General features: G+C 39.5%; 19 protein-coding genes. 2 read left to right on the top strand and 17 right to left on the bottom strand.

From position 1 onward, the window contains the following. Positions 1-209: 209 nt before the first annotated feature. From prmC to spo0F, 9 genes are all read right to left on the bottom strand, one after another. Positions 210-1,061, bottom strand: coding sequence for a peptide chain release factor N(5)-glutamine methyltransferase (gene prmC / locus V7183_RS01200; RefSeq protein ID WP_335358459.1), 852 nt, complete (start codon positions 1,059-1,061; stop codon positions 210-212). After that, positions 1,061-2,128 (bottom strand): peptide chain release factor 1, encoded by a 1,068-nt coding sequence (prfA, locus tag V7183_RS01195; RefSeq protein WP_141523333.1) that lies wholly within the window; start codon positions 2,126-2,128, stop codon positions 1,061-1,063. Before prfA ends, prmC begins: the two co-directional genes overlap by 1 nt. A 318-nt stretch (positions 2,129-2,446) precedes the next feature. Further along, entirely contained in the window at positions 2,447-3,031 is a 585-nt protein-coding gene (locus V7183_RS01190) for a thymidine kinase (protein WP_097897461.1), read from the bottom strand. A 110-nt stretch (positions 3,032-3,141) separates the two neighbouring features. Continuing rightward, a complete protein-coding gene (locus tag V7183_RS01185; protein ID WP_000643436.1) occupies positions 3,142-3,387 on the bottom strand; it encodes a type B 50S ribosomal protein L31 in 246 nt (81 codons plus the stop codon). A 364-nt stretch (positions 3,388-3,751) separates the two neighbouring features. After that, positions 3,752-5,023, bottom strand: coding sequence for a transcription termination factor Rho (gene rho / locus V7183_RS01180; protein ID WP_097897460.1), 1,272 nt, complete (start codon positions 5,021-5,023; stop codon positions 3,752-3,754). Positions 5,024-5,406: 383 nt separating this feature from the next. Then, entirely contained in the window at positions 5,407-6,372 is a 966-nt protein-coding gene (glpX, locus tag V7183_RS01175) for a class II fructose-bisphosphatase (RefSeq protein WP_003209232.1), read from the bottom strand. Between the two features lie 160 nt (positions 6,373-6,532). Continuing rightward, positions 6,533-7,822, bottom strand: coding sequence for a UDP-N-acetylglucosamine 1-carboxyvinyltransferase (murA, locus tag V7183_RS01170; protein WP_097897459.1), 1,290 nt, complete (start codon positions 7,820-7,822; stop codon positions 6,533-6,535). 446 nt (positions 7,823-8,268) lie between these two features. Further along, positions 8,269-9,126 (bottom strand): class II fructose-bisphosphate aldolase, encoded by an 858-nt coding sequence (locus V7183_RS01165; RefSeq protein ID WP_097897458.1) that lies wholly within the window; start codon positions 9,124-9,126, stop codon positions 8,269-8,271. Between the two features lie 210 nt (positions 9,127-9,336). Beyond that, a complete protein-coding gene (gene spo0F, locus V7183_RS01160; RefSeq protein ID WP_335358458.1) occupies positions 9,337-9,705 on the bottom strand; it encodes a sporulation initiation phosphotransferase Spo0F in 369 nt (122 codons plus the stop codon). A 204-nt stretch (positions 9,706-9,909) separates the two neighbouring features. Here spo0F and V7183_RS01155 point away from each other — a divergent pair, with 204 nt between their 5' ends. Next, a complete protein-coding gene (locus V7183_RS01155) occupies positions 9,910-10,437 on the top strand; it encodes a DUF2529 domain-containing protein (RefSeq protein WP_097897456.1) in 528 nt (175 codons plus the stop codon). A 37-nt stretch (positions 10,438-10,474) separates the two neighbouring features. Here V7183_RS01155 and pyrG read toward each other — a convergent pair whose 3' ends face one another. From pyrG to V7183_RS01115, 8 genes are all read right to left on the bottom strand, one after another. Next, on the bottom strand, positions 10,475-12,082 hold the full coding sequence (gene pyrG, locus V7183_RS01150; protein WP_335358457.1) for a CTP synthase: 1,608 nt from the start codon (positions 12,080-12,082) through the stop codon (positions 10,475-10,477). 257 nt (positions 12,083-12,339) lie between these two features. Continuing rightward, positions 12,340-12,861 carry a DNA-directed RNA polymerase subunit delta gene (rpoE, locus tag V7183_RS01145; RefSeq protein WP_335358456.1) on the bottom strand — a complete coding sequence of 174 codons (522 nt, stop codon included), beginning with the start codon at positions 12,859-12,861 and terminating at the stop codon, positions 12,340-12,342. A 255-nt stretch (positions 12,862-13,116) separates the two neighbouring features. After that, positions 13,117-13,746 (bottom strand): TetR/AcrR family transcriptional regulator, encoded by a 630-nt coding sequence (locus tag V7183_RS01140; RefSeq protein ID WP_335358455.1) that lies wholly within the window; start codon positions 13,744-13,746, stop codon positions 13,117-13,119. 63 nt (positions 13,747-13,809) lie between these two features. Next, positions 13,810-14,949, bottom strand: coding sequence for an acyl-CoA dehydrogenase AcdA (gene acdA, locus V7183_RS01135; RefSeq protein ID WP_097897452.1), 1,140 nt, complete (start codon positions 14,947-14,949; stop codon positions 13,810-13,812). A gap of 146 nt (positions 14,950-15,095) precedes the next feature. Next, positions 15,096-16,226, bottom strand: a complete 1,131-nt coding sequence (locus V7183_RS01130) for an acyl-CoA dehydrogenase (RefSeq protein ID WP_097897451.1) — start codon at positions 16,224-16,226, stop codon at positions 15,096-15,098. Positions 16,227-16,320: 94 nt separating this feature from the next. Further along, the gene (locus V7183_RS01125) at positions 16,321-17,172 is read right to left on the bottom strand and encodes a 3-hydroxybutyryl-CoA dehydrogenase (RefSeq protein WP_097897450.1); all 852 of its coding nucleotides are present in this window, start codon (positions 17,170-17,172) and stop codon (positions 16,321-16,323) included. Between the two features lie 18 nt (positions 17,173-17,190). After that, positions 17,191-18,474, bottom strand: coding sequence for an acetyl-CoA C-acetyltransferase (locus V7183_RS01120; protein ID WP_335358480.1), 1,284 nt, complete (start codon positions 18,472-18,474; stop codon positions 17,191-17,193). Positions 18,475-18,486: 12 nt separating this feature from the next. Next, positions 18,487-20,595, bottom strand: coding sequence for a (Fe-S)-binding protein (locus V7183_RS01115; protein WP_097897448.1), 2,109 nt, complete (start codon positions 20,593-20,595; stop codon positions 18,487-18,489). Between the two features lie 254 nt (positions 20,596-20,849). On the opposite strand from V7183_RS01115, the gene cls reads away from it, so the two are divergent. Next, a complete protein-coding gene (gene cls / locus V7183_RS01110; protein ID WP_097897447.1) occupies positions 20,850-22,043 on the top strand; it encodes a cardiolipin synthase in 1,194 nt (397 codons plus the stop codon). The last annotated feature ends 88 nt before the right edge of the window (positions 22,044-22,131 follow it).

The following is a 22,131-nucleotide window of genomic DNA, read 5'->3' as shown; positions in this document are numbered from 1 at the left end:
ACTTTCAAGGAACCGATACAAACCTTTTCCTTTTTGAACGGGCGAGAGCGTCCGACCATGCATAGATGCGGTCAGTTCCTTTTCCTGCCCTATGCCAAGTTAAAACAAAGAGAGAAAACGAGTACAGGTCACCTTTTGTGCTTCGTGACAGCGACTTATGTGTTAAAAAGCCAAAATGGATTTATAAAAAAATGGAGTAAGGTTCTACCTTACTCCATTTCCGCAAATACCATACGATCTTTTCCGTTAATATCAAAAGCAACTTCTACATGAGCTTGTGGAAAGGCCTGCTCCAATAACCCTTTTACATCTCCCCCTTGCCCTACACCTACTTCAAAAGCAACAATTGCTTTTTTCTGTAACACCCTCGGTAACTCCTCCATAAAGCGACGATAAAAATCAAGCCCATCTTCTCCACCAACAAGTGCACGCTTTGGTTCATGCTCTTTCACAACCGAAGAAAGCCCTCTCCAGTCCTCTTCTGGTATATATGGAGGATTTGAAACAACAACATCTAACTTTTGCCCCGTTTCATAAAATGGCGATAATAAATCACCATGATAAAACGTCACATTCGCTCCTAACGCCTTTGCATTTTCTTTCGCAACCTCAATTGATTCCTGTGCAATATCTACTGTATACATATGAAGACCTTTATTTTCTAAAGCAAGTGTAATTGAAATCGCTCCGCTTCCCGTTCCAATGTCAGCTACATGAAGTTCCTGCTTACCAAACTTACGCTGGATTCTATTTAATACACCTACGATAAGCTCTTCTGTTTCTGGTCTTGGTATTAATACCTCTTCATTTACGAAAAATGAACGACCATAAAACATTTCGTATCCAAGCATATATTGAACAGGAATCCCATCAACATGTTTGTGGATAAATTCCGTAAAAGCCTTGTCTTGTTCCTCAGGTATCTCTTCACGCATGTTCATCATTAAACCTGTTCGATTCGTCTTTAATACATGACAAAGGACGATTTCTCCCGCATTTTCATCTCGTCCATTTTCTTGTAAAAAAGAAGAAGCCCATTTCAGGGCTTCATAGACACGCATTACTCAGCTGCCTCCATCTTTTGCGCTTGATCTTCCATCACTAAGGCGTTAATGAAATCATCTAACTTACCTTGTAAGATTTGATCTAGCTTTTGAATCGTTAAACCGATTCGATGGTCTGTAACACGGTTTTGCGGGAAGTTATACGTACGGATACGCTCTGAACGGTCTCCTGTACCAACAGCTTGCTTACGGTTTTGATCGTACTCAGCCTGAGCTTCTTGTTGGAACTTATCATAAACACGCGCACGTAATACTTTCATTGCTTTTTCTTTGTTCTTAATTTGTGACTTTTCATCCTGACAAGATACAACTACACCAGTCGGTAAATGCGTTAAACGCACCGCTGACATCGTTGTATTAACACTTTGTCCACCAGGTCCACTAGAAGCAAACGTATCAACACGAACATCTTTTTCATGAATATCAATTTCTACTTCTTCCGCTTCTGGTAATACAGCTACAGTTGCTGTAGAAGTATGGATACGTCCCCCAGACTCTGTTTCCGGAACACGTTGCACACGGTGTGCACCATTTTCAAATTTCAATTTTGCGAAAGCACCTTTACCGTTAATCATAAAGATAATCTCTTTATATCCACCTAATTCTGTATAGCTTGCCTCGATAATTTCAGTTTTCCAACCTTGCACCTCAGCATAACGGCTATACATACGGTATAAATCACCAGCAAATAAAGCAGCCTCATCGCCACCAGCAGCACCACGTACCTCCACGATAACGTTTTTATCATCGTTCGGATCTTTTGGAACAAGTAAAATTTTCAGACGCTCTGATAATTCCTTCTCTTGCCGCTCTAACTCAGAAACTTCTTCCTTTACCATTTCACGCATGTCAGCATCTAACTTATCTTCTAACATTGCTTTTGCATCTTTTAATTGCTCACGAACATCCTTATACTCACGGTATACCTCTACCGTTTCTTGAATATCAGATTGTTCCTTTGAATATTCACGAAGCTTATTCGAATCACTAATAATCTCTGGATCACTTAATAATTCGTTTAACTTCTCATAACGATTTTCTACAGCTTGCAAACGATCTAACACATCATTCACCTCAACATCCTAGTATCTAATATTATTAGTATATGGTACAAAATCAAAAAAACGCAAATTATTATTTTAAAAGCGTAGCCACCGACCATTCTTGCCGCCGGAGCTAGATATATTTAAAAGCGGAAGCAGCTCGTTCAGCTCTGACCAGCTAAGGTTCTTCCGCACACAAGGTGTTCTTTTCCTTTTGTGTGGAAGGTTCTTAGATGCGAAGAGCTTGCTGCTGGAGCTGGATACCTTTAAAAGCGGAACCGACCCGTACCACTCTTCATCTATTTTCGAAAAAAACCCGCTCTATGAAGCGAGTTTCACTTATCCTTGTTTTAGAGGTACTGCATGGCAATGACGACAGCGCGGCTCATACGACTCTGAAGCGCCAACTAAAATAATTGGATCATCAAATACAGCTGGTTCTCCATCGATTAAACGTTGTGTACGGCTTGCCGGAGACCCACATACAGAACAAACTGCTTGCAGCTTTGTTACATGTTCAGCAATCGCCATCAGCTGAGGAACTTGTCCAAATGGTAGACCACGGAAATCTTGGTCTAAACCGGCTACAATGACACGATAGCCACGATTTGCCAATATTTGCACCACTTCCACAATGTCCCCATCAAAAAATTGCACCTCATCGATTGCAATAACGTCCATGTCTTCTGTTATATGTTTAAATATATCCTTTGAAGCTGAAACAGGTACTGCTTTTACCTTTAATCCATTATGTGATACAACATCTTCTTCACTATAACGGTTATCAATACATGGTTTAAATACAATTGCATGTTGCTTTGCAAATTGTGTACGGCGTACACGGCGGATGAGCTCTTCTGATTTTCCAGAAAACATACTCCCGCAAATCACTTCAATCCAACCGTTTTGATTTATTAAGTACATTGAGCTCTCCTTTCATCCACTTTTATTATACAAAGTAGGGTAAAGGTTTAATATTTTCGCAAAAAAAACAGACAAGCGAATACATACACTTGCCTGTTTTATGTTTTTTATTACTTAAGACCGTATTTCTTGTTGAAGCGGTCAACACGTCCGTCTGCAGTAGCAAACTTCTGACGTCCAGTGTAGAATGGGTGAGAATCAGAACTGATCTCAACTTTTAGTAATGGATAAGTGTTTCCATCTTCCCATTCAACCGTTTCGCTAGATCCTTTAGTAGATCCGCTTAAGAATTTGAAGCCTGTGTTTGTGTCCATAAATACAACTTTCTTGTAATCTGGATGGATTCCTGCTTTCATTCTTTTCATCTCCTTCCGCCCTGAATCATTTTCGAAACAGAGTTTTTCATCTTTAGCTGCAATCACAACTATATTGATGAAACACATATGATGAAATTATAACAAGGCTAACTTCATTTTGCAACTACCTGTTTTTGTCTTTTTATAAATAAAAAGCGAAGGTGGCTCGTTTAGAATCACAGGACATTGGAGCTCCCGAGAGAGAAGCGCTTTTTACTTCAACTGATGAAGCGAAATGGCCGGAGATTCTTGCCGTTGCAGCTGGATATACATGAGCTCGCTTCGCTCTAACCGGTGAAATTCCTCTCACAAAAAGCATAAAAAAACTCGCTTAATATAATAAGCGAGTCCTCATCATTTCCCTTTACTTCGTTGTTACATATCTTTTAGAATCTGCAACAATGTTTTGTAAAAATTCTTCATTTGTTTTCGTTTGGCGTAGCTTACGTAAGGAATTTTCAACAAAGTCTGGTGTATCGCGCATTGTTTTACGAATGCCCCATAGCTTGTCTAAATGTTCCTTCGGAATCAATAGATCTTCTTTACGCGTACCAGAACGGCGAAGATCAATCGCTGGGAAGATACGACGCTCAGCTAACGAGCGATCTAAATGAAGTTCCATATTACCTGTTCCTTTAAACTCTTCGTAAATCACATCATCCATACGAGACCCTGTATCAACAAGCGCTGTTGCTAAAATTGTTAAGCTACCGCCTTCTTCGATATTACGAGCAGCCCCGAAAAATCGTTTTGGTCTATGGAAAGCAGCTGGGTCAATACCACCCGATAATGTACGTCCACTTGGTGGAATAACAAGGTTGTAGGCACGTGCTAAACGGGTAATACTATCCATTAAAATAATAACGTCTTTTTTATGTTCTACAAGACGCATCGCACGTTCTAATACAAGCTCAGCCACTTTAATATGGTTCTCTGGCACTTCATCGAATGTAGAACTTACCACGTCACCTTTAACAGAACGTTCAATATCCGTTACTTCCTCTGGACGTTCGTCGATTAAAAGTACAATTAATTCCGCTTCTGGATGATTCGTTGTGACACTGTGAGCAATTTCTTTTAACAAGATTGTTTTACCAGCCTTTGGAGGCGCAACAATTAAACCACGTTGTCCAAATCCAACTGGTGCCATTAAATCCATGATGCGTGTTGATAATTTCTTCGGCTCCGTCTCCAATTTCATTTGACGATCTGGATATAACGGTGTTAATGCAGGGAAATGCACACGCTCTTTTGCTGATTCTGGATCATCACCATTTACCGCTTCAACCTGCAGTAATCCAAAATAGCGTTCGTTTTCTTTCGGTGGTCGTACTTTACCAGAAACTTTATCTCCATTACGCAAATCGAAGCGACGAATTTGCGAAGCCGAAATATAAATATCTTCTGAGCTTGGAGAATAGTTGATTGGACGTAGGAATCCAAATCCTTCTGATTGGATAATCTCCAGTACACCTTCCATGAAAAAGAAACCTTCTTTTTCTGCTCGAGCTTTTAATATAGCAAAAATTAACTCTTTCTTTGTTAATTTGCTGTAATACGAAATCTTGAACTCTTTTGCAAGCTCATATAACTCTTTTAATTTCATGTTTTCTAATGCTGCAATTGACAAATTCATTTAGACACCACACTTTAATATTATTCTCTTTTCACATGGGTAAAGGGGAAAAAATACGGAAGGCAAATACATAGTAATGAAAGGCAATAAGTTCAAGTAGGGTAATATTCACTATTGTAACCTTTTTGTCTAGTTTTAATCAATACGTTGTAACACAAATACAAGAAGCGCAGACAAGAAATTTTGTCTCCGCTTTTTATATTGCTTCTGTTTTTTCTATTTATCTCATTTTGCAGAAGGCTGTGCGAGCCATTTCCACTTTTATTTAATCCAGCTCCGGCGGCTAGAAGGATCGGTCATTTCACCCCTTCCTGCGAGGCAAAAAGCACCTCTTCTTCAGGAGTTCCAATGCCCTTCCCTTCTAAATGAGCCGCCTCCGCTTTTTACTTAATAACCAAATTAGGTTTTTTATTTAAGCTATGGCGTCCATCAACGAAGCGAACTGTTCCAGATTTTGCACGCATAACAAGGGATTCTGTTGTACCAACGCTGCCTTTAAATTGAACACCGCGTAGTAATTCACCATCTGTGACACCTGTTGCTGCAAAGATTGCATCGTCACCTTTCACTAGGTCTTCCATGCGAAGGATACGATTTATATCTTCAATACCCATTTTTTTGCAACGTGCTAACTCTGCTTCATTTTGCGGAAGAAGTTTCCCATGAATTTCTCCACCTAAACATTTTAATGCAACAGCTGCAAGAACCCCTTCAGGTGCGCCACCAGAACCAAATAAAATATCAACACCTGTACGATCAAATGCTGTATTAATTGCCCCAGCTACGTCTCCATCATTGATTAACTTGATACGAGCACCCGCTTTGCGAATTTCTTCAATAATCGCTTGATGACGTGGTCGATTTAAAACTGTTGCCACAACATCTTCAATATCTTTATTTTTTGCCTTTGCCACGGCACGTAAGTTATCAATAATAGGTGCATCAATGTCGACCGCACCAACTGCTTCTGGGCCAACCGCGATTTTATCCATGTACATGTCAGGAGCATGTAACAAATTGCCGTGATCCGCGATTGCAATAACAGCAAGTGCATTCCAGCCTCCAGCTGCTACAATGTTTGTACCTTCTAATGGATCAACTGCAACATCGACACGTGGGCCATATCCTGTACCTAATTTTTCTCCAATGTATAGCATTGGCGCTTCATCCATTTCTCCCTCACCAATGACAACTGTACCTTTCATCGGAATTGTATCGAATACATCACGCATTGCTGATGTTGCTGCACCGTCTGCCTCATCTTTTTTCCCGCGTCCCATCCAGCGCGCTGATGATAATGCTGCAGCCTCTGTTACACGTACTAACTCCATAGATAAACTTCTTTCCACAATAATCCCTCTCCTTTAAGTCTGAATATTTATGCCGTATTTTGTGAACTGTTTCTTTCTATTAAAGTGCAGCTTCCGTCAGTAGTGATTCTTCGTTCCCCATTAACGGAAGCACCACCACTTCATTTGTATTTTTTACTAGCTAGTAAAAAATACACTATTATGCATTTTTCATTTCTTCAATCTCTTGCTGCGTCATTTGTTCTCGCCAAATATTTGCACCAAGCCCCTTAAGCTTGTCTACTATATTTTCATAGCCTCGATCAATATGTTCGAGACCTGTCACTTCTGTAATTCCATCAGCCATTAATCCTGCGATTACAAGCGCAGCTCCTGCTCGCAAGTCGCTAGCTTTCACCTTTGCTCCCTGTAACAATACCGGGCCCGTCACAATGGCAGAACGGCCTTCTACTTTAATTTGTGCATTCATTCGGCGCAATTCATCAATATGTTTAAAACGGGCACCGTAAATTGTATCCGTTACAACTCCAGTTCCATGTGCCTTTGTTAAAAGTGTTGTAAAAGGTTGCTGCAAATCCGTCGGAAAACCTGGATATACAAGTGTTTTTATGTCAACCGTCCTTAACCTACGATTGCCATTCACCGTAATTTGATCATCATTCGTTTCAACTTGCACACCAGCTTCTCTTAGTTTTGCAGTAATTGACTCTAGATGTTGCGGAATGACATTATCAACCGTTACCTCTCCGCCAGATGCGGCTCCTAAAATCATATACGTACCCGCTTCAATACGGTCTGGAATAATAGAATGGTGACAGCCGTGCAAGGAATCTACACCCTCGATACGAATCACATCTGTACCAGCACCTTTAATTCTCGCACCCATACTTGTTAACAATGTAGCTACATCAATAATCTCCGGCTCTTTTGCCGCATTTTCAATCACAGTTCTGCCTTTTGCCCGTACAGCTGCCAGCATAATGTTAATCGTAGCTCCCACACTTACAACATCCAAATAAATGCGCGCCCCTCTTAGTTCATCTGCTCTTAAATAAATGGCACCTTGCTCATTTGTAACATGTGCACCTAGCGCTTCAAACCCTTTAATATGCTGATCGATTGGTCTTGGTCCTAAGTGACATCCACCAGGAAGCCCAATTACAGCTTTTTTGAAACGACCAAGCATCGCGCCCATCAAGTAATAAGAAGCACGCAATTTTTTTACTTTTCCATTTGGTAAAGGCATCGCAACCATTTGGGAAGGATCAACCGTCATCTCTTCCTCCTGACCATACGTTACAACTCCCCCAATTTCCTCTAATAGGTCTCCTAACATCTTCACATCTGAAATATTAGGTACACCACCGATGGTTACTGGAGTATCAGCCAAAATTGTCGCTGGAATTAGAGCAACAGCACTGTTTTTTGCACCGCTCACGCGAATCGATCCGTTTAAAGGTCTTCCACCTTCAATCAGCAACTTTTCCATGTTGAGCTCCCTTCTTATGAATGTATTTCCTTTCGGCTTTTCTTTTTAATAAAGAAAAACGAAAATCTTTCCTTAAGAATCTCATTCGTTCAGCAAACTAGCAACATAAAGCTTCCATTCGTTTTTATTTCTTCCCCGCCCTAAACTTAACAAGCAGTAAGACCTCACCTGAAAATGGTTATGCCTTAAAGAAATAGATGAAGACTAACTGCCTATCAAGCTTTGTTCATCGATTGCCTTAGATACATTATCACATTTATTAATAGGACTATGCACATTATGTTCCACTTTATATTTATAAAAGAAGTAAAAAAATCTCTATCATATATAGGTAATATGAAGAAATGTATAAATTTAATTAATCTTAAGACTTGTTCACGCTTTCATTATACAACGAAAGGAAACCGTCTAAAAGACTAGACGGTTTCCAAAACGGAATTTTATTCTTACGCTTTACCGTTAGAACCGAATTCACGAATTTTACCAATAACAGTTGTTTTGATAGCTTCGCGGCCAGGTCCGATAAATTTACGAGGATCGTAAACTTCTTGGTCTTTATTTAATACTTCACGAACAGCTTTTGTAAACTCGATTTGGTTCTCAGTGTTTACGTTGATTTTTGAAGTACCTAAAGAAATAGCTTTTGTGATGTCAGCAGTTGGGATACCAGTACCACCGTGAAGTACTAAAGGTACACCAGTGAAGTCACGAACTTGTTCCATTTCTTTAAATCCTAAGTTAGGCTCACCTTTGTAAGGACCGTGTACAGAACCTAAAGCTGGAGCTAGGCAATCGATACCTGTTGCTTCAACAAGGTGTTTACACTCTTCAGGATCAGCGTAGATAACGCCCTCAGCGATTACGTCATCTTCTTGTCCGCCAACTGTTCCAAGCTCAGCTTCTACAGATACATTACGAGCGTGTGCATATTCTACTACTTTTTTAGTAGTTTCTACGTTTTCTTCGAATGGGTGGTGAGAAGCGTCGATCATTACAGATGTAAAGCCTGCATCGATTGCTTCTTTACATTTTTCAAAGCTTGAACCATGGTCAAGGTGAATCGCTACAGGAACAGTGATGTTCATTTCTTCGATTAACGCTTTAACCATAGCTACAACTGTTTTGAAACCAGTCATATGACGAGCTGCACCCTCAGATACACCTAAGATTACAGGAGATTTTTCTTCTTCCGCAGCAGCTAAGATAGCTTGAGTCCACTCTAAGTTGTTCATGTTGAATTGACCAACTGCGTATTTTCCTTCTAGTGCTTTGTTTAGCATTTCTTTCATGGAAACTAAAGGCATGATGAATCCTCCTAAAAAACGTTTTTTGTATCCGATAAGTTCTTATCGCTGGTAGTATGACCAGGATAAGGAAAAATATGTATATCAACATACCGGACTTTTTTCTACACTCAATAGGATAACAACTTGTACTCAAAAACTCAACTGTATTCACCTGCTCATCAGTCCATGTAAACGCTTTTTTTCGTATTTTTTATAAAAAATTCATTTTTATGCCTCTACAGTGATTTCACTTCTCACTGCCTGACGAATTTCATCAATATCAAACGGCTTAGCAAAGTGCATTAAAGCCCCTAAATCTTTTGCTTCTTGGATCATATCAAGTTCTCCATAAGCAGTCATTAAAATAACTTTAATATCTTTGTTAATTTCTTTTACATGTTTTAAAATCTCTATACCATCCATACCTGGAATTTTCATATCTAAAATAACTAAATCTGGATTATCTTTTTTCACGATATCTAAAGCTTGAAATCCATTTGCAGCTTGGAACGTTTGATAACCTTCTTTTTGGAACACTTCATGCAATAACACACGAATGCCATATTGATCATCAACGATTAAAATTTTCCCTTCCATAATCCCCCAACCTTTCTATGTAAGTACAAGATTAAAAGCTTCTTATATCTTATCCGATTTACTTTCGATATTCTTTATCAAATTCCTTCCTATTCTTTCTTATTTTACCGTTTCCTATTTTGATATGCTACCCCTATTACTTCGCCTTTCTACAAAAATAGGCTATAATGAAAGCCGCCTAACACAATCGAAAGGAGCAGTCCAATGTTAAAAATTTTTTCTACTCAGCTAAGTGGCTATTTCACAAGAATTTCTCAAAAAGAAGAGATGAATATAGAAGATAGTGCCCGTCTACTTGCTCAAGCATTAGTTGGTGATGGCATCATTTATTTACACGGTACAAACGAAATGGAAGGCGTTGTCTCTGAAGCCTTATGCGGCGCAGAGCCAATGAAACAAGCAAAACGCTTAATAGATAATGGAAAACAAACAGAAGTTACCTCCGCAGACCGCGTACTTCTCATCAGTCGATTTTCAACAGATGAAGAAATTGTTTCAATCGCAAAGAAATTGCAAGAAGAAGGCCAATCTATTGTTGGGATTTCAACCGTTCAAGAAGGCTCTGAATCCCTAGAACAATATACAGATGTACATATTGATACAAGGCTATTAAAAGGCTTAATTCCAGACGATGAAGGCAACCGTTATGGATTCCCAAGTTTAATCTTATCTTTATTGGCTTATCACGGCTTAAAATTTACAATTGACGAAATGATTAATGAATATGAATAAAACAAAAAAGGCGCCGTTCAGGACGCCTTTTCTTTTTTTACTTACCTTCTTTATTCGTAATAGAAGCTTTTACGAAATCATGGAACAATGGTTGTGGACGGTTTGGACGAGATACAAGTTCTGGGTGGAACTGTGCTGCCACGAACCAAGGATGATCTTGTAGTTCAATGATTTCTACTAAGCGACCATCTGGGCTTGTACCAGAGAAGATGAACCCAGCGTTTTCCATTTCTTGACGGAATTGATTATTGAACTCATAGCGATGACGATGACGTTCATAAACAACCGGCTCATTATACGCATTGTAAGCATTTGTTTCTAAAGCAAGCTTACATGGGTATAGACCAAGACGAAGTGTACCACCTAGATCTTCTACATCTTTTTGTTCTGGTAATAAATCGATAATTGCATATGGCGTGTCCGGATTGATTTCAGAAGAGTTAGCTCCTTCTAATCCTAATACGTTACGTGCAAATTCGATTGATGCAAGTTGCATGCCTAAGCAAATTCCTAAGAATGGAACTTTGTTTTCACGTGCATATTGAATTGCAGCGATTTTTCCTTCTACACCACGATCGCCGAAGCCACCTGGTACAAGGATACCGTCTGTGTCGCCAACTAATTCTTTTACGTTTTCTGCTGTTACATGCTCAGCGTTTACCCATTTCACTTCTACATCTGTATCAAATGAATAACCTGCATGACGAAGTGCTTCTACAACAGAAATATATGCATCTTGAAGCTCTACATATTTACCAACAAGAGCGATTTTTGTTTTCTTAGAAAGATTACGCACTTTTTCTACTAAAGCAGTCCACTCTGTCATATCTGCAGCTGGGTTGTCTAGTTTTAAGTGATCGCAAACGATTTGGTCCATGTTTTGCTCTTGAAGAGATAATGGAACTGCATATAATGTATCTGCATCGCGCGCTTCGATAACTGCTTTTTGATCGATGTCACAGAATAAAGCAAGCTTGTCTTTCATATCTTGAGAAACAGGCATTTCTGTACGAACAACGATAATGTTTGGTTGAATACCTAAGCTACGAAGTTCTTTAACGCTATGTTGCGTTGGTTTTGTTTTCATTTCACCCGCTGCTTTTAAGTACGGGATTAATGTACAGTGGATGTACATTACGTTGTCACGGCCAATATCACTCTTAATTTGGCGAATTGCTTCTAGGAATGGTAGAGACTCAATATCCCCAACTGTTCCTCCGATTTCTGTAATAACAACGTCTGCATTTGTTTCGCGACCAGAACGGTATACACGTTCTTTAATTTCATTTGTAATATGAGGAATAACCTGAACTGTTCCTCCTAAATATTCACCACGACGCTCTTTTTGAAGAACTGAAGAGTAAATTTTACCTGTTGTTACGTTGCTGTATTTGTTTAAGTTAATATCAATGAAACGCTCATAATGACCAAGGTCTAAGTCTGTTTCTGCGCCATCATCTGTTACGAATACCTCACCGTGTTGATATGGGCTCATTGTCCCTGGGTCTACGTTAATGTATGGGTCAAACTTTTGAATTGTTACGTTTAAACCACGATTTTTTAAAAGTCTTCCAAGAGATGCTGCTGTAATCCCTTTTCCTAAAGACGATACTACACCGCCTGTTACAAAAATATACTTAGTCATGAAAATGCTCCCTTCTACTTTGTTGTTATATAATCACCGTTGCAGAGCGCAACGTATGTAGATAACACTATATCTATCTTATTGTTAGACTCTTTTTATTTTCTAAACAAAAAACAAAAAAGAAAATTGCTCCCCTCATTACAAAAAGTAATAAGTAGGGAGCAATTTTCTTTTATATTTACACTTTAAAAGTATTATCGTCCTGTTTTAAAGAGCCCAAAAATGATTCTACATGGACGATAATGAAAAGTCAAGAACTACAGTTCTTCCTCTTCCTCTTCTTCTGTTTCATCATACTCAAGTTCTTCATCGGCGAAGTCTTCATCATCATCATCTTCGTCATCTAAATCATCAAGATCTTCATCATCTTCAAGAACCTCGTCCAAATCTTCTACATCGTCATCATTGTCGTCTTCATCATCGAAGTCGTTTTCATCTTCTTCAATGTAGTCATCAAAGTCATCTTCTTCAACTTTGCGCTTTTTCTTAGGTTTTGGTTGTGGTAGGATTTCTTCATCAATTTGCTCATATGGGTACCAGCTGCGCAAGCCCCAACGATTTTCTCCTAAATTAATGAAACGTCCATCGATATTTAAATCTGTATAAAATTGTGCGATTTTCGCATTAACTTGCTCTTGAGATAGTCCCAGCACTTGAGCGATTTCTTGAACTAAATCCTGGAATGACGTTGCTTGTCTTTTATCCTCTAAAACACTATGTACAACTTCAATCATGGAAAATTCTTGTAGCTCTTCTGGTGAATATTGCTTAAAATCCACTTATGCGGCACTTCCTTTCTTAAAATATAATCCTATATATAACGACCTGTTTAAAAAAATCCATACTATTCATTATAAACAAAACTCCAACAAATATGCTACAAAAAAAACATGAAACTTTCACAAGAGAGTAATAAAAGTTATTACGGATTATAATTTACGAGAGCAACCTTTTCGTAACTAGCTTTCTATTTCGTGCTTCAATCAAGGAAGTACCAATTGAAAGTAAGCCCAGCACCTTCAAATCATTTCACTTTATTTCGGAAGCATATGTGCTCCATGCAATACATACCTTATTTGCATCTCTGTATATTCCTCTAAAGTGTAAAGTTTTTGCAGAGCCCATCGTCTAAATCCCCACATTTGTCCTTGAATAAAAATATTATGAGCAAGTAGCTGAATTTCCTTCTTCGTTAATGTAAACGTCCCATTTTTCGTACACTGCTCTAAAATATTCTCAAACATTCCCACCATTTGAAACTCTTTTTCTAACACGTATGGGAGAGATTCTTTCGGTAAAAACCGAACTTCTTGATACATAATTAATACTTCTTCCTGCAGTTCGTCCATTACTTTAAAATAATTTGTTATCGCTATTTTTAAACTTTCAACGCTTCCTTTTTCTGTGCAGACCACTTCTTCTAATCGTTCTTTTACATGTTCATAAATGCTATCACATACTAAATACAAAACATCATCTTTCGTACGGATATATTCATAAAGTGTACCGATACTAAAACCTGCTGCCTTGGCAATTTCCCTCGTTGTTGTACGAGGAAATCCCTTTTGCTTAAAAAGTTGCACAGCTCCTTTAATCATCTGCTCACGTCTTAATGCAACTAATTTCTCATCTTTTACCGATGCATGCACATTATGTTTAACCATCCCCTTCACCTCTCTCTACCATTTGGAAGGAAAAAGCGTAGGAAAATACCTACGCCTTCTCTCTTATTTCGTTAACATACGGGAAATGACAAGCCTTTGTATCTCTTGTGTTCCCTCATAAATTTGCGTAATCTTTGCATCACGCATGAAACGTTCTACTGGATAATCCTTCGTATAACCATAACCGCCAAATACTTGCACCGCCTCAGTCGTTACCTTCATCGCCGTATCCCCAGCGAACACTTTTGACATTGCGGATTCTTTCCCGTATGGAAGCCCTTCTGATTCTAGCCAAGCAGCTTGATAGGTTAGTAGCCGCGCTGCTTCTACATTCGTTGCCATATCTGCTAGTTTAAAACCAATTCCTTGCTGCGCGGCAATCGGCTTCCCAAATTGATGTCGTTCTCTCGCATAATCAACAGAAGCATCTAAAGCCCCTTGCGCAATACCAACAGCTTGCGCCGCAATGCCATTACGTCCACCGTCTAGTGTCTGCATAGCAATTTTAAATCCCTGTCCTTCTTCGCCAAGCAAATTCTCTACAGGAATGCGGCATTCTTCAAACATAATTTCTGTCGTTGGTGAAGAGCGAATGCCAAGTTTACTTTCTTTCTTACCAACGGAAAATCCTGGTGTATCACTTTCTACAATAAATGCACTTGTTCCGCGCTGCTTCGATTCTGGATCAGTCAATGCAAAAACAACATAAATATCAGCGATTCCACCGTTTGTAATAAAAATCTTAGAACCGTTTAAAATGTAATGATCGCCATCACGTTTCGCTGTAGTTCTCATTCCACCCGCATCCGAGCCAGAACCCGGCTCTGTTAAACCATATGCACCAATTTTCTTTCCTTCTGCCATTGGGCGTAAAAACTTTTGTTTCTGTTCCTCTGTCCCAAATTTAAAAATGGGCCACCCAGCAAGTGAAGTATGTGCAGATAGCGTTACACCTGTCGAAGCACAGACACGTGATAACTCTTCCACCGCAATCACATAAGCCAAGTAATCGCTTCCAATTCCGCCGTATTCTTCAGGCCACGGAATCCCTGTTAAACCAAGTCCCGCCATCTGGTCAAATAAAGAGCGGTCAAATCGCTCCTCTTCATCACGCTCTGCCGCTGTTGGTGCCACTTCATTCCTTGCAAAATCTCGAACCATTTTTCGTATCATTTCATGTTCTTCTGATAATTTAAAATGCATGTTTCTTTCCTCCCCACTTTCTAACCTTTATCCTGTAATAACAATCCGTAAGATATCCACCTTAAAATTCAGCAAAAACAAAGAAGCCAGGTGACGGACCAATTGTCCGTAAAAGTCCGATTGATTCAACTAATTAAAGTTTCACTTTATAAAGCCCTGCTAATCACAAGCCTTTGTATTTCGCTCGTTCCTTCATAAATTTCACAAATTTTTGCATCTCGGAAAAATCTCTCAACCGGATAATCTTTTGTATACCCGTATCCGCCGAATACTTGCACTGCCTCAATCGCAACCTCAACCGCTGTTTTAGAAGCAAATAACTTCGCAATAGATGCTTCCTTTCCACACGGAAGCCCTTGTGCTCTAAGCGATGCCGCCCTATATACAAGTAACCTCGAAGCCTCTACACTTGTCGCCATATCCGCTAACTTAAAACCAAGTCCTTGCTGCGCGGCAATTGGCTTCCCAAATTGCTCACGCTCCTTCGCATAATCCACTGCACAAGTTAACGCTGCTTCAGCAATTCCAAGTGCCTGTGCCCCAATGCCAATACGACCAACGTCTAAATTTGCCATTGCTACCTTAAAACCTTGTCCTTCTTCACCAAGTAAATTTTCTGCTGGCACCTTCATATCTTCAAATGTAAGCTGTACAGTACGAGAACCAAGTAACCCCATCTTATGCTCATCTTTTCCAACGATTAAACCTGGTGTATCTTTCTCCACAATAAACGCGGAAATCCCACTTTTCCCTGCATCTGGATTTGTAGAAGCAAACACGATATATGTATCTGCCTCACCTCCATTTGTAATAAAAACCTTTGATCCGTTAATCACATAATGATCGCCCTGTTTTACGGCTCTTGATTTCAAGCCACCTGCATCAGATCCTGCACTCGGCTCCGTTAAAGCGAATGCACCTAAATATTCACCCGTTGCTAGTTTAGAAACATATTTTTGCTTTTGTTCCTCTGTTCCAAAATATAAAATTGGATTTGTTCCAACCGATGTATGTACCGCCAAAATAACACCAATTGTTGCACTCACCTTCGATAGCTCCTCAATAGCTAATATATAAGAAATAAAATCCATTTCCGCACCACCATATTTTGCTGGTGCTGGAATCCCCATTAATCCAAGCTCACCCATTTTCGTTAAAATCTCTCTAGGAAACACCCCTTGTTCCATATTTGGAACAAAGGGAGCGATTTCCTTTTGTGCAAAATCTCGAACCATCTTTCTCATCATTTGCTGTTCTTCTGTAAAATGAAAATTCATATGCCCCGCCTCCATTTGCTATATATCTTTTTTCAATCACCGGGTAAGACCACTACTTTGTAAAAAAAGAGGGAGACCTACCTTTCCTTGTTTCCTATTCGTATACGTAGAAGCCACGACCTGTTTTTCTACCTAACCAACCCGCATTTACATATTTACGTAATAACGGACATGGACGATACTTACTATCCCCTAGCCCTTCATGCAATACTTCCATAATGTATAAACACGTATCTAAACCGATAAAGTCTGCTAATGTTAATGGCCCCATTGGATGATTCATACCAAGCTTCATCACTTCATCAATCGCTTCTTTTGTTGCTACCCCTTCATATAACGTATAAACCGCTTCATTGATCATCGGTAATAAAATACGGTTGGATACAAAGCCAGGGAAATCATTCACTTCAACAGGTACTTTACCAATTTTCTTTGTAATATCTTCAATTGTTTCGTATACCACATCATCTGTTGCAAGCCCTCGAATAATTTCAACAAGCTTCATAACTGGAACAGGATTCATAAAATGCATACCAATCACTTTCTCTGGACGTTTTGTTACCGCAGCTATTTCTGTGATTGGTAAAGAAGATGTATTGGTCGCCAAAATTGCATGTTCTGGAGCAATTTCATCTAAATTCGCAAAAATTTTCTTTTTAATATCCATCTTCTCAACAGCTGCCTCAATAACTAGATCAGCCTCTTTTACACAATCCAATTCAATCGTTGCTGTAAGACGATTTAACGTTGCTTCCTTAGAAGCTTCATCCATTCTGCCCTTCTCTACTTGGCGTGCTAAATTTTTTGTAATAATAGCTAATCCTTTATCTAATTGCTCCTGCTTTAAATCTTGCATATACACGTCATAACCTGCCATTGCACATACTTGTGCAATACCTGATCCCATTTGCCCCGCACCAATTACAACAATTTTTTGTACACTCATCTTTTCTCCCCCTCTTAATTAATGAACCTCAATCATAATTGCATCGCCTTGGCCACCACCGCTACAAATCGATGCGATTCCAATTCCGCCGCCGCGCTGCTTCAGCGCATGAATAAGTGTAACGATAATACGTGCACCGCTTGCTCCAATTGGATGTCCCATCGCAACTGCACCGCCGTTTACATTGATCTTTTCAGGGTCAATCCCTGCGATTTCCGCGCTGGCAATTGCAACTGCTGCGAAAGCTTCATTAATCTCAAATAAATCAATATCTTCTACTGTTTTACCAGTCTTCTTCAAAAGCTCGTTAATCGCATAACCTGGTGTTCTTGGGAAATCTTTTGCCTCTACTGCAATCGCGGTATGCCCTAAAATCGTTGCTAGCGGTTTTCTTCCTTCTTGCCGCGCTCTGTCCTCGCTCATTAATACGAGTGCCGCTCCGCCATCATTTAGTCCTGGCGCATTCCCGGCTGTTACTGCTGCCGTTTTATCAAATACAGGCTTTAACTTCGCTAACTTTTCAACCGTTGTATCTTCACGCGGCGCTTCATCTTTGGCAACAACAATCGGGTCTCCCTTTCGCTGCGGTACAGATACAGGTACGATTTCCTCTTCAAATCGCCCTTCCTTCTGCGCGGCAATTGCACGCTGATGACTACGATACGCCCATTCATCTTGCGCTTCGCGAGAGATCCCATCTTCCTTCGCAACTTCTCCACCATACACACCCATATGTATGCCGGAAAATGAACATGTTAAGCCATCTACTATATTTAAATCGGCAACTTCATTATGGCCCATCCGGTATCCCCAGCGCGCGCCTCGTAAAATATAAGGACTATTACTCATCGATTCCATTCCGCCTGCCACAATAAGCGTTTGATCGCCAGTGCGAATAATTTGATCGCCTAACGTCACAGCACGAAGACCTGATGCACAAACTTTATTTACAGTTTCCGTACGCGTCTCCCATGGAAGTCCTGCTTCTCTCGCGGCTTGACGCGAAGGAATTTGCCCCTGTCCTCCTTGAATAACCGTTCCAAATATAACTTCTTCAACGTCGCCCTCAGAAACATTTGCTCGTTCAAGCGCAGCTTTAATCGCAATTCCTCCAAGTTCCGTTGCTTTTACGTCCTTTAAAGATCCCCTAAACTTTCCAACCGGTGTTCTTGCAGCACTTAAAATAACTGTTCTGACCAAGTTTCTTTCCCCCATTTCTTTTTTCGGCGCTGAGCGCCCGCTCGATATTACTACGTTGAGAAGAGGTGCAAATCTTGCACCTCTATCTAAAGTTGTATGAATTCTTACATATGATTACATTGCTTCTTTCTTCGGCCCGATAACAGATCGTTCTAAAATCTCCGTTACATCAAGCGTTTGAACTTGTTCTTCTACTTCTTTTGCTTTCGTACCGTCACTAATCATTGTTAAGCAATACGGACATCCCGTACCAATAATTGACGGTTTCACAGCAAGTGCTTGTTCTGTGCGTGCAACGTTAATACGTGAACCTGTTGTTTCTTCCATCCACATCAGTCCGCCACCTGCGCCACAACACATACCTGTTTCGCGATTACGCTCCATTTCAACAACAGTTACGCCTGGAATCGCTTTTAAAATGCTGCGCGGCGCCTCATATACTTCGTTGTATCTTCCTAAATAACAGGAATCATGATACGTAATTGTTTCTTCAATTCGGTGAACTGGCGCTAAGCGCCCTTCTTTCACCCACTGTGCTAATAATTCTGTATGGTGATAGACTTCTGCTTGTAAGCCAAAGTCTGGATACTCATTTTTAAACGTGTTATAAGCATGCGGATCAATCGTAACGATTTTCTTCACACCTGCTTTTTCAAACTCCTCAATGTTCTTCGTCGCCATCTCTTGGAACACGAATTCATTTCCGAGGCGGCGCGGCGTATCGCCGGAGTTCTTCTCTTTGTTACCAAGAATCGCAAACGAAATGCCTGCTTTATTCATCAGCTTTGCAAATGATATTGCAATTTTCTGACTGCGATTATCATATGATCCCATCGAGCCAACCCAGAATAAATATTCAAATTCTTCGCCAGTTTTTGTTTTCTCTTTCACAGTCGGAACCGTTACTTCATCATCGCCTTGTCGCCATGTTTCACGCTCTTTACGATTTAGCCCCCATGGGTTCCCTTGGCGTTCAATATTTGTCATGGCACGCTGCGCTTCCGCATCCATCTTACCTTCTGTTAAAACAAGATAACGACGTAAATCAATGACTTTGTCAACGTGTTCATTCATAACTGGGCACTGATCTTCACAGTTACGGCACGTTGTACATGCCCAAATTTCTTCTTCTGTAATGACATCTCCAATTAAGCTTGGATCATAAGAAAGTGCCGCTGCCGATTCTTGTTGTCCTTGCCCCGCTGCCATCATCGCTAACTGATTTCCTTGTGTATTGTTAAACGCAACTGCCGGGACCCATGGTACTTTTGATGTCACCGCTGCCCCCTTATCAGTCAAATGATCGCGAAGCTTTACAATTAAATCCATTGGTGACAACATCTTGCCTGTCCCTGTTGCCGGGCACATATTTGTACAGCGACCACATTCTACACAAGCGTATAAATCAATAAGTTGTGTCTGTCTAAAGTCTTCAATTTTCCCAACACCAAATGTTTCTTGTGTTTCATCTTCAAAATCAATTTTTTCAAGTTTTCCTGGATTAGACAGACGTGTAAAAAACACATTGACCGGCCCAGCGATTAAATGTGCATGCTTTGATTGTGGAACATAAACCAAAAATGTTACCAAAATAAGTAAATGCACCCACCAAGAGAAATAGAACACCGAAATAGCTACGGTTTCATTTATCCCTGAAAAAACGTAAGCGATTCCAGAAGCAATTGGTTCGCTCCATGAAAGCTCCTCGCCATGCCATATAATGCCCATTCCGTTACCAAGTAGTACAGAAAGCATTAAGCCTCCGATAAAAATAAGAACAAGGCCTGATTTAAAATTACGTTTTAAACGAACAAGTTTTTCAACGTATCTTCTATAAAAAGCCCAAAAAACTGCGATTAAGATCATAAGTGTGATAATTTCCTGGAAGAATGTAAATGCAGGGTATAGTGGTCCAAGTGGAAGATGTGATCCTGGTGCTAGTCCTTTCCAAATGAAGTCAATTGCTCCAAATTGGACAAGAATAAATCCATAAAAAAACATAACGTGCATGATACCGCTTTTTTTGTCTTTCAATAATTTTTTTTGACCGAAAACGTTGACCTTGAGAATATCCCATCTCTCTTTAAAGCGGCGGTCAAATTCTACTTTTTTTCCTAATTGTATGTAGGCCATCCTCGTTCGTATAAGATATACAAACAAATATCCCGCATAAGCAATAACAACAATGGCAGCCAGCCAATTTACGATTAGTAAGCTATTCATTTTATGCTACCCCTCTCTTTGTAAGCCCTCTTTCTTTTAGAATCTTCAAAAATATAAAATTTTCTGAATTGTATCCCCTATTCCCATTATATAATGAGTGAGCATTCAGTCAACAGTTTTTTGTTATACAACAACACATTTTTTTCATAAAGCTATTTATTTAGGTGAAACTACAAAGTGAAACTTTAATTCGTAATGGTCTTACAATCCATAACTAGCAAAGTGAAAATAAATACGAGGGAAGGAGCTTAGTAATGGTCTTTTTATCTCTCTTACTAATATGTTTTGCCCTTTGGTTCATAATAGACCTTTTGTATGGAAGAATACTTCATTTAAAGCGACTAAAACCTCGCGCTTTTCCATTACGACGAAGCGACTTTCACCTTTATACATGTGGAACAAACTTATACAATGATTTATTTCATGACATCAAACAAGCAAAACACCATATCCATATTTTATTTTTTATTGTTAAAAACGATGAAATAAGTCAAACCTTTTTACAATTACTAATTAACAAAGCAAAACAAGGAGTCGAAGTACGTCTCCTCCTTGATCGTATCGGGAGTCATCAATTATCGAGAGAATCCATTCGCTCGTTACAAAAAAACGGTGTCTCTTTTTCGTTTTGTCACAAAGTAAAATTACCATTTCTCTTTTTTTCAGCGAATCAAAGAAATCATAGAAAAATTACGATTATTGATGGAAAAATTGGTTATATCGGCGGCTTCAATATCGGTGAGGAGTATTTAGGGCACAATTCTAAATTAGGGCTATGGCGCGATTATCATTTACGCCTGACTGGAGAAGGCGTACAAGATTTACAAAAGCAATTTTTACATGACTGGCGCGATGACACTTCTCAAGATTTACTAGAAAATGCGATTTATTTTCCAAAACAACAACCAGGCACCATGCTGCACCGTTTTATTCCAACAGATGGCGCTTACTTACAACAAACATTCTTAAACTTGATTGAGAGCGCTAAGAAAGAACTATACATAGGAACACCTTATTTTATTCCCGGAAAAAAAATTATGGATGCCTTATTACAAGCGAAAGGCCGAGGAGTTCATGTTACCATTCTTGTTCCTCATAAGGCCGATCATCCTCTCGTTCGAGAAGCAAGGCTGCCATATTGCCGAAAACTCATACAAGCTGGTTGCGATATTTATTCATTTCAAGAAGGATTTTTCCATGCAAAAATCATCATGGTAGATAACCATATTTGCGATATCGGAACAGCTAATGTTGATATGAGAAGTTTGTATCTCAATCACGAAATAAATTGCCTCTTATATGATGAAGCCTTTATAAAGAAAATTAAAACCGAAATTAATAAGGATATAGAAGCATCTACATTACTTTCTTGGAAAGATGTTACCTCCCTCACTATTGTTGATAAAGGAAAAGAATGGATTGGGACAATACTAGCGTTTTTCTTATAGAACCATTGAGCGTAAGCAAAAGGATTTGGCACTCTGATGGGCTCTCTTCTATAAGGAAAATAAAACGCAAAAACAACGTAACGTTACA

The sequence above is a fragment of the Bacillus sp. JJ1127 genome (assembly GCF_036965845.1).
In the GTDB taxonomy this organism is placed as follows: domain Bacteria; phylum Bacillota; class Bacilli; order Bacillales; family Bacillaceae_G; genus Bacillus_A.
This window is presented reverse-complemented; position numbering and strand designations above follow the sequence as displayed.